Below are 13,307 nucleotides of genomic sequence, written 5' to 3' on the forward strand. Positions count from 1 at the left end.
GTTCCCGGACAGCCTCCGCCGAGCTGAAGAGTTTCTTGGTGCCGCGAAGCCTCAGCACGGTCGGCATCATTCTGCTGGTCAGGCTGGGCATGGTACGGCTCCGTTCCTGGGGTGCTCGGTGTACTTCGGTGACAGGTCAGGTCGGTGTTCTTCGTCTTGGGGCGGTCTCCCTGACGGACTTGAGCTGCTGTGCGGCTCCATGGGCAAGCACCATGATCGCGCTACGAGCTACTGGCCGGCGTTCCCGGGCGGCTTTCCCTTGTGACGGCGGGCCAGCCCGCTGAGTGCGGCGGCCGCCAGTGCGCAGAGTGCGCCGAGGAGCCAGACGGTGCGGTAGCCGTTCTCGCCGGGCTGGCCGGTCGTGGGAGAGACGAAGGCGCTGAGGAGGGAGGCGAAGAGGCCGCCGGCGACCGCGCCGCCCAGGGTCTTGACGTTGCTGTAGAGGGCGGCGGCGATGCCGGTGCGGGAGGCGTCCGACGCCTCGACGATCACGGTGGGCATGGCGCCGAGCGACAGGCCCATCCCGAGGCCGAGGAGGAAGGACTCCGCCGCCATCTGCCACACCGCGTCGTGGACCAGCGCGTACAGGACGAACGCGGCGGCCACCAGCCCGAACGCCGTCACCAGGGTGGCTCGGTAGCCGATCCGCCGGGCGACCGCCGCGGTGGCGAAGGAGCCGAGGACGGCGGCGACGTAGCCCGGCAGTGAAACAAGTGAGATGGCCAGGGCGGACAGGGCGAAGCCGTATCCCGCCGTCGCCGGATCTGCGGCGAAGAACATCGTGTTGGGGGCCTGGCTACCGAAGTAGAAGATGCCGAAGAGGAATGCCGCGAGGTAGAAGGGGCCGGCCTCGCGGCCGGCGAGGGCCCGGAGGTCCACCAGCGGTTCGGCGGCGCGCAGCTCCACGAGAATCCAGATGATCAGGAGGAGGACACCGAGGAGGAGAGGGCCCAGGACCGCCGGGCTGCCCCATGCACCGTTCTTCGCTGCGCCGACGCCGCTCAGCAGGGCGAGGACGGCCGCGCTGAGCAGTGACACGCCGGGCCAGTCGACCCGGCCGCTCGCCCGATGGGCGGATTCGGGTACGGCGATGTACGAGACGGGCACGCAGACCAGTGCGAGCGCCGCCGGTATGAGCAGGGTCAGGCGCAGATCCCCCGAGGCGGAGTGGACCAGGGCCAAGGCCAGGCCGCCCACGAGGGAGCCGAGTGCCAGCGAGCCGACCAGCAGGGCGATGGCCCGCCGTGCCTCGGCGACGGGCAGCCGGTCGCGCACGAGGGCGATCTCCAACGGCAGCAGGGCGGCAAGCGGTCCCTGGAGGAGCCGCCCGGCCAGCAGGACCGGGTAGCTGTCCGCCAGCGCCACGATCAGGGTTCCCGCCGCGGTCACGACGAGGGCAATCCGGAGCATCCGCCGGTGCCCGTACAGGTCGCCGAGGCGCCCGAACATTGGGACACACACGGCGGCCGCCAGCAGCTGGACGGAGATGATCCAGTTGGTGTCGGCGGTGCCGATGTCCAGGTGCGCGGCGAGGTCAGGAAGGAGCGGTGTGATGCCCGCCTGGAGGACCCCGCTGGTGAGCTCGAAGAACACGAGCAGGCCGACGACGGCGGTGACGGCACGTGCGGGGATCTGCGCGACCGGTCTGGCCGGGCTGTTGGTGTGGGTCATGGGTCATTCCTGCGAGGAAGGCGAGACCGGGGATCCGGCGGAGGAATCGGATGTTACGGAGGGTGAGGGTGAGGACGAGGACGAATCCGAGCGGGCGGAGGCGGCGCGGGCGAGGCGCCGCAGGGCCAGTCCGGCGAGCAGCGCGGCAGCGTGGGGCAGCGCGGCATCGTCGTAGACGGCCTGGGGCGAGTGGTTCATCGGGGCCGTGGTGGGGTCGGTGCCGGCCGGGCAGGCGCCGAGCCCGAGGAACGCGCCCGGCACCTCGCGCAGCACGAAGGAGAAGTCCTCCGAACCGGCCAGCGGCGTCGGCGCCACGAAGACCCGGTCCTCGCCGAGGACGTCCCGGGCAGCTTCGATGGCGAAGGCGGTCTCGCCGTCGTGGTTGATCGTCGGCGGGTACTGGTGGACGTAGTCGATGTCCACGCTCACGCGGTGGGCAGCGGCGATGCCGTGCACGGTCCGCTCGAACGCCATGCGGACGGCGGCCCGCGAGGCATCGGAGAAGGTCCGGACGGTGGCGGAGAAGCGGCCCGACTCCGGGATGACGTTGGGCGCGGTACCGGCCTCCAGGCGGCCGACCGTGACGACGGCCGGGTCGAAGATGTCGATCTCACGCGTCACCAGGGTCTGCAGGGCGGTGACCATCGTGCACAGCGCGGGCACGGGGTCGGCGGCGGCGTGCGGGGACGAACCGTGGCCGCCGACGCCGCGCACGGTGACGTGGACGGTGTCGGAGGCCGCGAGCACGGGGCCCGGTCGGGTGGCGGCGAATCCGGTCGGGGCTCCACGGGAGACGACGTGCAAGGCGTACGCGGCGACGACCCGCTCACCGGCCGCGTCGAGCACCCCCTCGTCGATCATGATCTTGGCGCCGCCCTGGCCCTCCTCGCCGGGCTGGAACATGAAGACGACGTCACCGGCGAGCTGCTCGCGGCGGGCCGCGAGCAGGTGTGCGGCGCCGACGAGCCCGGTGGTGTGCAGGTCGTGACCGCAGGCGTGCATCCGCCCGTCGATGACGGACGCGTAGGAGACACCGCTGTCTTCGTGAACGGGCAGGGCGTCCATGTCACCCCGGAGGAGCACGGCCGGCCCGGGCCGCCCACCGCGGAGCACGGCCGTGACCGAACTGAGGGCCCGGCCGTGCGTGATCTCCAGGTCCAGCTCCTCCAGGGCGGCGATCACCTTCGCCTGGGTGAGGGGAAGGTCCAGGCCCAGTTCCGGCTCCCGGTGCAAGGAGTGACGCAGCGCGGTCAGGACGGGAGCGAGAGCGCGGGCTTCGTTCAGCAGTGACATGGGCGTATCGTGGCGAGCCGCACCACCGGCAGAGATCATCCGCAGGAAACAGCCATACATGAGCCATGTGCAGCCGGAATCGACCATCCAGGCCGATGTTCTCGACGACCTCGACCACCTCGCTCGTCACCGCACTCCAGACCTCGCCGAGAGCGCGCTGGGAGCAGATCGGCGCGGCCATCGGCGTCGATGCCACGACGGCGGCCCGCCGCTGGAAACGGCTGACCGAAGCCGGACACGCGTGGCTGAGCTGCCACCCCGCCGGCATCGGCCCCACCCCGCCGGTGGTCGCCATCGTCGAGGTCGACTGCGCCGCTGGCACCCTGCACCAGGTGGCCGCCGCCATCGTGGACGACCCGCACCTGATCACGATCGACCACGTCACCGGCTCCCGGGACCTGATCCTCACCGGTGTGTTCCCCGACCACTCGGCGCTCGCCCGCTACGTCGGCCTGCGCCTGGAGGCGCTTCCCGGGGTCGCCGCGACCCGCTCCCAGATCGCCTCCGCCGTACACGCCGTCGGCAGCTGCTGGCGACTCGACCGACTCGCACCCGACGGCAGGCAGGCCCTCACCCCGGACCAGTCCAGCGGGGGCACCGTTCTCCGCCGCGGTCTCTCCTCCGCCGACGGACTCGACCACCACCTGCTCGCTCTCCTCGGCGAGGACTGCCGCACGTCGGCCGCCCTCCTCGCCGAGCGCACCGGAGCAAGCCCCAGCACCGTCCGTCGGCGACTGGACCGCTTCCACCGCGCGGACGCCCTCATCTACCGCTGCGAGGTGGCCCGCTATCTGTCCGGCTGGCCCGTCGCCGTCACCCTCTGGGGCGTCGCACCGCCCGACGCCACCGCCCGGATAACCGGACAGCTCATCGCCCAGCGTGAAACACGCCTGTGCGCCTCACTCTCCGGCCCGCACAACCTCCTGCTGACCGTCTGGCTGCGTTCCATGGAGGACATGTCCGCCTTCGAGGCCCGTCTGTACGCCCGCTTCCCCGAATTCACCATCACCGACCGGGCCGTCACCCTGTGGCCGCTCAAACTCGCCAGCCAGATCCTCGACCCGCAAGGCCGCCGCATCCGCGGCGTTCCCGTCTCCTTCTGGCACGACCCGGCAGCCGAATGCACCGAGGAAAACCTCATCCGGCGCCTCGCCGAGCCTCGCCGACCTGGGCCAGATCGGATGCCCGGTACGCCCGACCACGCATGACCCGCTGCGTGCCCCACAGCTCTATCCGGGCTGGACCACCCGCCACCACTGCAGAGCGAGTCCCGCATCACAACCGGCGACGCGGTGCAGACAACGCGGCCAGACCTCCTTCCGCTCCCAGCCGTAAGCCCCCTCCCACCACCGCACCACGACCGCATACGCCAGCGCGAACACCTCCCCAGGCCCGCGCCACACGCCGCGCCACACCCGTCCGCCGCCGCTGCGCCGCAGCTACCTCCGGAAGACCGCGCAGGTCGACGTGTTCCAACGGCTGGTCGGCGACACCGCAGCCGACACCTGGCTCGTCCAGGACGCCGACCACCGCGTCGACATCGGGGCCTCCAGCCGCGACATCCGGCTGAGCGCGACGGTCCCGGTCACGGGCGACGCCTACGCCGACCAGCCGGACGCCGACTCGGCCGTCGAGGTATGGCTTGCCCACCCCGTGGGCGGCCCGGCCATCGAGGCACTGCTGCGCCGGGTCCAGAAGTCCATGGGCGACGCCCACCCCAAGGAGGGAAGCCCTCGCCACCGGATGGTGGCCAACATGCGCCTCAGCCAGCTCGCCGGGCTCCCGATCGTTCCCCTGGGCTTCGACGACGTACAGAAACTGGTCGAGACGGTGCGGTCGGCCGCGGGCACCGGGAGGGAGGAGGCCTCCTGACCCTCGGCGCCACTCCTCACGCAGCGACCGTCCGGAACCCGCAGTTTCCGCTGCTGGAGGCGGGCGTGTTGGCTGTGCGGGCGGCCACGCGGTAGCGGTGGCAGTAGGTGTGGTGGCACAGGTAGGAGCCGCCGCGTATGAAACGGCGCTCGCCGCTCTGCGGCCCCTTGGGGCCAGCGGCGGGGGAGTGGGTGTAGTAGTCGGGCGCGAACCAGTCCGCGCACCACTCCCGGACGTTCCCGGCGACTTCATACAGGCCGTGGCCGTTGGGCGGGTACGTGCGGTCGCCAGCCAGCCGTCCGCACCGGTGTTGGCGTACGGGAAAGTGCCCTGCCAGATGTTGCACAACCACCGTCCGCCGGGGGTGAGTTCGTCTCCCCATGCGAAGCGGCGGCCCTCGAGTCCGCCGCGGGCCGCGTACTCCCACTCAGCCTCGGTCGGCAGGCGGCGGCCCGCCCACGCGCAGTACGCCATGGCGTCGTCCCAGGACACGTGCGCCGCCGGGTGGTCCGGCTCCGCGGTGGACAGGCGGTGGGGGTGGCGCCAGTCGGCTCCCCGTACGTCCAGCCACCAGGGGGTGGCCGGGTCGCCCCATGACGTCGGCCCGCTCGGTGGCGACGGCCAGGTGGAATATGGCCGAGCTGCCCTCCCGTTCGGCGACGGTCACGCACGTGGTGTCGTCGACGAAGGCCCGGAACATCGCCATGGTCACCGTGGTGACGTCGATGGTGAACGGGGTGACGCGTACCGCGTGCACCGGTTGTTCACCGTCCGCCGGATAGCCCTCGCCGAAGGAGTCACCCATTCGGAACGCCCGAATACATCCAGTATTTGGGCGTCCCTCCGCCTTGCGATGTACCGCATCCGACGCCGCACGCTGATCCACCAGGGATTGCGGGGCAGCCCTTAGTCGGCAGTGGTTGCTGTGCTGCGGTAAGGGGTGTTGCCGGGGGGCCGGCCCGCGGCGATCTCCGTCTTGGCGAGGGTGAGTTGGAGCCAGGCGATGTATGCGGCGGTGTTGCTGTAGCCGAATTCGTGGGCCGCGAGCTGGACTGTGCGCGCCCACGTCAGGTCGATCTCGGGGACCGGGTCGAGGTTGACGGTAGTGAAGTCCATCCAGCCGGGTTCGTGGAGTTGGGCCAGTCGGTAGTCGAGTTCGGTGCGCAGGAGTTCACGGGTGACGTCGGGGCCGAGCTGTCCGGCGAAGAGGAACCGGAGCTTGAAGTCGGGGTCCATCGGGCGTGGGGAGGGTTCGTACGGAGAGCGCGCCCAGGCCAGGAGTTCGTCACGGCCGGCGTCGGTGAGCTGGTAGATCTTGGCGTCAGGTTTGCCGTCGCGGGGGTCGACCTCGAACTCCGCCCAGCCGTTGGCGACGAGGCGCGGCAGGACGCGGTAGATCTGAGGTAGCTGCACACCGTAGCCGATGTACTTGCCCGGGCCGTCCAGCCACTTCCGCATGTCGTAACCCGAGAATGGACGCAGGGCCAGCAGGCCGAGAAGGACGTGTTCCAGACGCATGGCGGTTCCTCAACGGGACGGGGCCAGGGGATGGTTGGGTGAAGGGTGACTTACCGTAGCTCACCCGTCGAGCCGGTTCGCATGTCCTCGCTGACGTCGCGGGCGATCCGGAAGCCGCAGTTGCCCGCGGAGGACTCGGGGGTGTTGGCGGAGCGGGCGGCGAGCCGGTAGCGGTTGCAGTAGCTGTCGTGGCAGAGGTACGAACCGCCGCGGGTGACGCGGGCGGTGCCGGTGCGCGGACCGAGCGGGTTGTGCCGGGGAGAGCGGCGGTAGTAGGTCGGGGAGAACCAGTCGGCGCACCACTCCCAGACGTTGCCGGCCGTTTCGTACAGGCCGTGGTCGTTGGGCGGGTGGGAGCGGACGGGCGCGGTGGTGAGGTGGCCGTCGCTCAGGGTGTTGTGGGTGGGGAACGTGCCGTGCCAGATGTTGCACCGGTCCTCGCCGTCGGGGGTGAGCGTGTCGCCCCAGGGGTAGCGGCGGCCGCGGTGCCCGCCGCGCGCCGCGTACTCCCATTCGGCCTCGGTGGGCAGGCGTGCGTCCGCCCAGCGGCAGTAGGCGACGGCGTCGTCCCAGGACACGTGTACGACCGGGTGGTCCGGGATCTCCTCCCAGTGGGAGAGCGGCCCTGCGGGGTGGGCCCAGTCGGCGCCCGCGACGTCGAACCACCAAGGGGTGCGAGGAGCACGCCCCAGGACATCCCTGGCGCGGGCGCGCAGGGCGAGGTGGAAGACGGCGGACGAGCCGTAGCGTTCGGCGTCCGTGCGATGGCCGGTCGCGGCGGCGAAGGCGGCGAACTGAGCGTTGGTGATCGCGGTCGCGGCGATGGCGAAGGGAGCGAGCTCCACGCGATGCACGGGCTGCTCGCCGTCTGACGGGTAACCCTCGCCGAAGGTGTCGCCCATCAAGAACTCTCCGCCGGGAAGGTCCACGAGCCCCGGCCGCGTCCCCGGCTGCGCGGTGAGCGGGGCCGGTACGGACGGCACCGGCAGGAGCGCCGTGTGCTCATGCACGGCCGTGCGGCCCGGGGTGCAGCAGCTGTCCATGTCCATGGAGGGCTTCTCCTCATCGCCGTACGAACGAGCGCGACGGAACTGACTTCAGAAGCTCTATATGTACGTCAGAACTTATGCGCTGGCAAGTATCGAGGGATGGGCACCCCATGGTTCGACGGTCGTGAACGGCGAACTGATGCCTGAACATTGCGAATGTGAGAACTGAGGTGCGACACCTTGACACCGTCGGCAACCTCCCTGAAACCTGGGGTCTTAGCTGCTGACGCACATATGTGCCAGAACGCTCGACGGATGCCGGCCGCCTGCGGCTCCCGCCTTCACCCGGAGTTCTCCTTGCGCATCATCTATGTGGACGTCGACACCCTGCGGGCCGACCACACCACCCCGTACGGCTACCACCGGCCCACCACGCCCCACCTCCAGAAGCTCGCCGACAAGTCGGTCGTCTTCGACCGCTACTACTGCTCCGACTCGCCCTGCCTGCCGTCCCGGACCGCCCTGACCAGCGGCCAGTTCGGGATCACCAACGGTGTGGTCGGCCACTACGGTGCCGATGCCCAGTTCCGGCTCGACTCCGGGCACGGCCCCGAACCCGACCGGCCGCTCCTCGGCCAGCGGCTGCAGCTGGACGGCTACTACACCGCGGCCGTCTCCGTCTTCGCCGAGCGCCACCGCGCCTACTGGTTCCACGGCAACTTCCGCGAGTCCATCCGTGCCACCGGGAACTGGGGCGACGAGGACGCCGCCGACGTCAACCGCGCCGCCATCGACTGGATCCGCAGGCACGCCGAGGACGACAACTGGTACCTGCACCTCACCTACTGGGACCCGCACACCGACTACACCCAGCCCGTCGAGTGGACGGAACGCATGGCGGCCTCTGCCCCCGTGCAGTCCTGGCCGGACGAGCGGACGATCCAGGAGCATGCCGAGATCTACGGTCCGCGCAGCGCCCTGGACCTGCACTACTCGCTCACCGGCGGCGGTGGTACCTCGCCGGTGCCGCACAACATGCCCGACGCGATCCGCTCCCGCGCCGACTTCGAGCACCTGATCAACGGCTTCGACGGCGCCATCGCCTACTGGGATCACCACTTCGGTCAACTCCTCTCCATACTGGAGGAGTTGGGTATCGCGGACGAGACGGCGATCGTCGTCAGCGCCGACCACGGCGAGGCGTTCGGCGAGCACGGCATGTACGCGGAACACGGACTGGCCACCGAGTCCGTGCAGCGGATCCCTCTCGTCGTGTACTGGCCCGGGCTCACCGACACGCTCCCGGAAGAGGCCCGACGCAACGGGGACCTGCTCTACAACATCGACCTGGCCCCCACTCTGTGCGAACTGCTTGGCCTCGACGTGCCCGAGGGCTGGCAGGGCGCCTCCTTCGCGGACGCGGTGCGCGGCGAGGAGACCGGCTCCCGCCCGTACCTGGTCCTCGGCCACGGCGCACACACCTACCAACGTGCCGTCCGCACCCGTGACCACCTCTACATCCGCACCTATCACCCGGGGTGTTTCAAGACGGCCTGGGAGCAGCTGTACGGCGTCACCGACGACCCGTACCTGAGCCGTGACCTCCTCGACGAGGAGCCCGCTCTCGCCGAGACGATGCGCTCCCACCTGGCCGAGTGGTGGCACGAGCACGCCGGCCGTCCGGGCTGTCTGCCCGACCCGATGCAGAGCAATCTGCAGGCGGGGCCCGTCTACTACGCCGACCCGACCCGCTACGCCCAGCACCTGCGCGACACCGGCCGGGCCCACCTGGCCGAGGACCTGGAACAGCGACTGGGCTCGCCCCGAGCCTCGGTGCCGGTCCCCTGGCACGCACCGGCGCCGCCGCGTTCCGCGGACGTCCTGGGGCGGTGGATGGAGATCTTCCAGGAACGCGCCACGAAGCAGGCTGCAGAAGGGAAGTCCGTCCGATGAGGGCGATCATGGTGATGTTCGACAGTCTCAACCGGCGCATGCTGCCGCCGTACGGCGGTGACTGGACACACGCCCCGAACTTCGCGCGGCTCGCCGAGCGCACGGTCACCTTCGACAACGCCTACGCGGGGTCGATGCCCTGCATGCCTGCCCGCCGCGAACTGCACACGGGGCGCTACAACTTCCTGCACCGCAGCTGGGGACCGCTCGAACCGTTCGACGACTCGATGCCCGAACTGCTCAAGCAGAACGGTGTGTACACCCATCTCGCCAGCGACCATCCGCACTATTGGGAGGACGGCGGCGCGACCTACCACGGGCGCTACAACTCATGGGAGTTCTTCCGCGGGCAGGAGGGCGACCCGTGGAAGGGACAGGTGGCCGATCCGGAGATGCCCGAGGACCTGAAGCGGATGCGCTCGGCCGCGTACCGACAGGACTGGGTGAACCGCCCGCACATGGCGACCGAGGACCGGCACCCACAGACCCTCACCTTCGACGCCGGCCTGGAGTTCATCCGCGCCAACCACGCCGAGGACCGCTGGTTCGTGCAGATCGAGACCTTTGACCCGCACGAGCCGTTCTTCAGCCACCAGAAGTACAAGGATCTGTACCCACACGCTTACGACGGGCCGCACTTCGACTGGCCCGACTACAAGCAGGTGGTGGAGACCGACGAACAGGTCGCCCACGCCGGTTACGAGTACGCCGCCCTGCTGTCCATGTGCGACCACTCGCTGGGCCGGGTCCTCGACGCCATGGACGGGTACGGGCTCTGGGACGACACCCTCCTGATCGTCAACACCGACCACGGTCTGCTGCTCGGCGAGAGGGGGTGGTGGGGCAAGTCCGTCCAGCCCTGGTACAACGAGCTCGTCCACCTGCCCCTGTTCGCGTGGGATCCGCGGACCGGCTGCGCGGGCGAGCGGCGCGACACCCTCGTACAGACCATCGACCTGGCTCCCACCCTCCTGGAGCACTTCGGTATCGAGCGTCCGGCCGACATGCAGGGCGTGCCGCTGCCCGTCGCCGCGGACGCACCCGTACGCCAGGCCGGACTGTTCGGCATCCACGGCGGGCACGTGAATGTCACCGACGGCCGATACGTCTACATGCGCGCACCCGTCGACACCTCCAACACGCCGCTGGAGGAACACACGTTGATGCCGACGCACATGCGCGGCCGCTTCACCCCCGCCGAACTCGCCGACGTGGAGCTGGCCGAACCGTTCGGCTTCACCAAGGGGGTCCGCACCCTCCGGATGCCGGGCCGGACCTTCGTCAACCCGTACCACCACGGCAGCCTGCTGTTCGACCTGGAGAACGACCCCGAGCAGCTGGCCCCGCTCATCGACGACGAGGCGGAACTACGGCTCGCGACCCTCCTCGTGGAGCTGATGCGCCGCACCGAGGCCCCGCCCAGCCAGTACGAACGCCTCGGACTGCCCGCCGAAGGCCCGGTGACCGACGCGCACCTCCTCGTCCGGGCGCAACGTGACCAAGCCCAACGGACCGCGACGCCGCTGCCCCGCGCCGAGGACTATCCGGAGGGACGCCTGTCCTTGCGTACGCCGGTCGCGACACTGATCGGCGATCCTATGGCGCTGGAGGTACTGGGGCGCCACCTGCCCGGGATCGCCGACTCGGAACTCCTGCAGTTCCTGGGGCCGACCCCGCTCATCGACATCGCCGCGATGTCGGGCGGAAGGATCCCGCCCGACCGGCTGCGCCTGGTCGCCGAGGAACTCGCGAAACTCTGAGACCCAGCAGCCGGGACCCACCAACGAGGGCCGGTGAACGCCGGTGACGGGGCGGCTACCCCGTCACCGGCCTGCCTTCCTCTCCCCGCATCCATCCAGCGAAGAACGAGACGAAGAAAAGAGGTGGCGTCTTGCCAGAGCTTACCGAGGAACCCGCCGACACGACGAAGGAGCTGAAGCCGGTCCCCGTGCAGGGCCGCTGGCGCCAGCTGTCCCTTCTCGGCGGCACCATGCTCGTCGAGAACACCGAGGCGAGTCTGATCAGCGGGCTGTTCCCGGTGATCCGTCAGTCGCTCGGTGTCTCGCTGGGCGCACTCGGAGTCCTGACCGCCGCAGGCCGGATCGTCGGCGTGTTCGCCGGCCCGTTCTGGGTGTGGGCCGCCCAACGCTGGTCCCGCAAAGGCGTCCTCGTCCTGGCCACCGGATTCTGGGGGGTGTGGGGCATAGCCGCCGGTTTCGCCCAGAACTTCACCCAGCTCCTGATTCTGATCACCGTCCTCGCCGCCGGATACGCCGCCTCCGGACCTCTCACCACCGAAATCCTGGGCGACCTCTTCGACAGCGAATCCCGTGGCCGCGCCGTCGGCATGCTGTACGGCGTCATCAACCTCGCCGCCTCCCTCTTCGCCACCCTGAAGGGACAGCTCGCCGGGGTCGATGACGGCTGGCGCTGGGGCCTGTGGGGCATCGGCACTGTCAACGTCCTCTTCGGTGTCGCCCTGCTGCTCTGGATGCGCGACCCAGGCAGGGGCGCGTCCGAGCAGCAGCTCGCCGGTCTCGACCAACAGACCCGCGAGGCCCACTCCAAGGTCACCAGCAAGCAGGTGACCGCACTCTTCCGAATCCCGAGCCTGGTGATCCTCCTCGTCTCCCGGCTCTTGTCCGGGCAACTTCTCGCTGCGGCGTTCGGAGTGATCTTCCTGGTGGACGTCTACGGATTCAGCACCCAGGTCGCATCCGTCGTCCTCTTCCCCATGGGCATCGGCTTTCTCACCGGCACTGTGCTCGGCGGCTTCCTCGCCGACTGGGCCGTCCGTCGTAACCCGCGCAACGGCCTCGTGATCATTCTCCAGGCCGCTCAGTTCGCCTTCGCGACCATGGCCTTCTTTGGCACCCAGTTCGACTGGGGCGGGATCGGTGTGTTCGCCGTCTTCTTCGCCCTCATGGGCCTCACCCAGGGCATCAATCCGGTCGTCAACCGGCCCATGATCATGGCCGTGACCCTTCCCGAACTCCGCGGCGCGGCCTTCGCCATCTACCTCAGCCTCTTCGAGGCCGTCGCCATCGCCACGTTCAGCCTCGGGGCCGGCTTCCTTGGCGACGCCTTCGGACTGCGCTCGGTGTTCCTGTGGGTGCTCGTCGTCCTCGTGCTCGTCAACGGCATCTTCCTCACTCTCCTCTACCGCACCTATGCCACTGATGTGGCCTGTGTCCAGCGCACCCTGGAGGACCGGCGACGGACGGCTCTCGCCGAATAGACCGGAAAGAACAGCCACACGGTGCTCCCCCGATCCCTCGCCGCCCGAGCCGAAGCGCACCGGCCCGCCGTGACGCCGAACACGACGACCGTGACCGAAGCGACACCGGCCGCCAGCAGTCAATTCCGCCAGGAAATAGGGGGTCGAAAGCCCTTTCGGTCTACTGGGCACTGTGCATCGTGAAAACTGCATGTCAGACGGCCTGGTGTGCGTAGGCGTCGGGAGGGCACTGTCACGTTGGCTGATCGTTGGGTTTGGACGATCGATTCCACGGCGTTCGACGGATCGTAGGCCGGTGCACGCACGGCCGACCGGACTGGCGGGGCATGACGAATCACATGACAGCGCAGGAACTGTCGGTAGTGCTGCGCTCCTGGGAGCACCGGTTTGGTGTCCGTCTCGTGGGCTTTGGACACGGAAGCCTGTATCTCTCGGTTGCTGCTCAGCCGACGGACGCCCGCGAGGCCCGTGTCCTCGCCGCGGAGCACTACCTCGCCTGCTCTGATGTCTTCTACGAAGACCCCGACCTGGACTGGTCCACCTACCACGAGGAGCTTATGCGGCGTCGCGAGTGGCGGTTTTGGTGGGATTGAGAGTGGCCTTCTTGGCGAGGCGGCGGTGGCAGATGAGCGTGGCGGCGATGCCGGCGAAGGCGAGGAAGTGCTCAGGCTTGCGTTCGTAGCGGCGGTGCAGGGGGCGACAGCCGGCCAGCCGAGACACGGTACGTTCGACGACCCAGCGGTGCCGGCCAAGCCGCTGCGAGGACTCGACAC

10 protein-coding genes and 2 pseudogenes are annotated in these 13,307 nt (G+C 69.5%); 6 read left to right on the forward strand and 6 right to left on the reverse strand.

The features are described 5' to 3' along the window. Positions 1 to 228: 228 nt before the first annotated feature. Together EES42_RS44075 and EES42_RS44080 are read right to left on the reverse strand one after the other, a co-directional pair. Entirely contained in the window at positions 229 to 1,671 is a 1,443-nt protein-coding gene (locus EES42_RS44075; RefSeq protein ID WP_124723797.1) for an MFS transporter, read from the reverse strand. Positions 1,672 to 1,674: 3 nt separating this feature from the next. After that, positions 1,675 to 2,964 (reverse strand): M20 metallopeptidase family protein, encoded by a 1,290-nt coding sequence (locus EES42_RS44080; protein ID WP_124723798.1) that lies wholly within the window; start codon positions 2,962 to 2,964, stop codon positions 1,675 to 1,677. Positions 2,965 to 3,059: 95 nt separating this feature from the next. On the opposite strand from EES42_RS44080, the gene EES42_RS44085 reads away from it, so the two are divergent. Then, positions 3,060 to 4,172 (forward strand): Lrp/AsnC family transcriptional regulator, encoded by a 1,113-nt coding sequence (locus tag EES42_RS44085; protein WP_241197002.1) that lies wholly within the window; start codon positions 3,060 to 3,062, stop codon positions 4,170 to 4,172. Positions 4,173 to 4,431: 259 nt separating this feature from the next. Then, positions 4,432 to 4,836 (forward strand): hypothetical protein, encoded by a 405-nt coding sequence (locus EES42_RS44090; RefSeq protein WP_124723799.1) that lies wholly within the window; start codon positions 4,432 to 4,434, stop codon positions 4,834 to 4,836. Between the two features lie 16 nt (positions 4,837 to 4,852). Here EES42_RS44090 and EES42_RS44095 read toward each other — a convergent pair. From EES42_RS44095 to EES42_RS44105, 3 genes and pseudogenes are all read right to left on the reverse strand, one after another. Continuing rightward, positions 4,853 to 5,641: pseudogene (locus EES42_RS44095) on the reverse strand (formylglycine-generating enzyme family protein). A 101-nt stretch (positions 5,642 to 5,742) separates the two neighbouring features. After that, positions 5,743 to 6,354, reverse strand: coding sequence for a PadR family transcriptional regulator (locus tag EES42_RS44100; RefSeq protein ID WP_124723800.1), 612 nt, complete (start codon positions 6,352 to 6,354; stop codon positions 5,743 to 5,745). A 50-nt stretch (positions 6,355 to 6,404) separates the two neighbouring features. After that, positions 6,405 to 7,397, reverse strand: a complete 993-nt coding sequence (locus EES42_RS44105; protein ID WP_124723831.1) for a formylglycine-generating enzyme family protein — start codon at positions 7,395 to 7,397, stop codon at positions 6,405 to 6,407. A 303-nt stretch (positions 7,398 to 7,700) separates the two neighbouring features. On the opposite strand from EES42_RS44105, the gene EES42_RS44110 reads away from it, so the two are divergent. The 4 genes from EES42_RS44110 to EES42_RS44125 all read left to right on the forward strand — a co-directional run bounded on the left by EES42_RS44110 (position 7,701) and on the right by EES42_RS44125 (position 13,127). After that, positions 7,701 to 9,296: a sulfatase family protein gene (locus EES42_RS44110; protein WP_124723801.1), complete on the forward strand. Its 1,596-nt coding sequence runs from the start codon at positions 7,701 to 7,703 to the stop codon at positions 9,294 to 9,296. Then, positions 9,293 to 11,056 carry a sulfatase gene (locus EES42_RS44115; protein ID WP_124723802.1) on the forward strand — a complete coding sequence of 588 codons (1,764 nt, stop codon included), beginning with the start codon at positions 9,293 to 9,295 and terminating at the stop codon, positions 11,054 to 11,056. Before EES42_RS44110 ends, EES42_RS44115 begins: the two co-directional genes overlap by 4 nt. A gap of 131 nt (positions 11,057 to 11,187) precedes the next feature. Next, the gene (locus EES42_RS44120; RefSeq protein WP_124723803.1) at positions 11,188 to 12,534 is read left to right on the forward strand and encodes an MFS transporter; all 1,347 of its coding nucleotides are present in this window, start codon (positions 11,188 to 11,190) and stop codon (positions 12,532 to 12,534) included. Between the two features lie 338 nt (positions 12,535 to 12,872). Beyond that, positions 12,873 to 13,127 (forward strand): DUF4253 domain-containing protein, encoded by a 255-nt coding sequence (locus EES42_RS44125; RefSeq protein ID WP_241197003.1) that lies wholly within the window; start codon positions 12,873 to 12,875, stop codon positions 13,125 to 13,127. On the opposite strand, the pseudogene EES42_RS44130 reads toward EES42_RS44125, so the two are convergent. Further along, positions 13,090 to 13,307: pseudogene (locus tag EES42_RS44130) on the reverse strand (hypothetical protein); the annotation flags it as partial. The gene EES42_RS44125 and the pseudogene EES42_RS44130 sit on opposite strands and share 38 nt — an antisense overlap.

Source organism: Streptomyces sp. ADI95-17 (assembly GCF_003846175.1).
GTDB classification, from domain to species: domain Bacteria; phylum Actinomycetota; class Actinomycetes; order Streptomycetales; family Streptomycetaceae; genus Streptomyces; species Streptomyces sanglieri.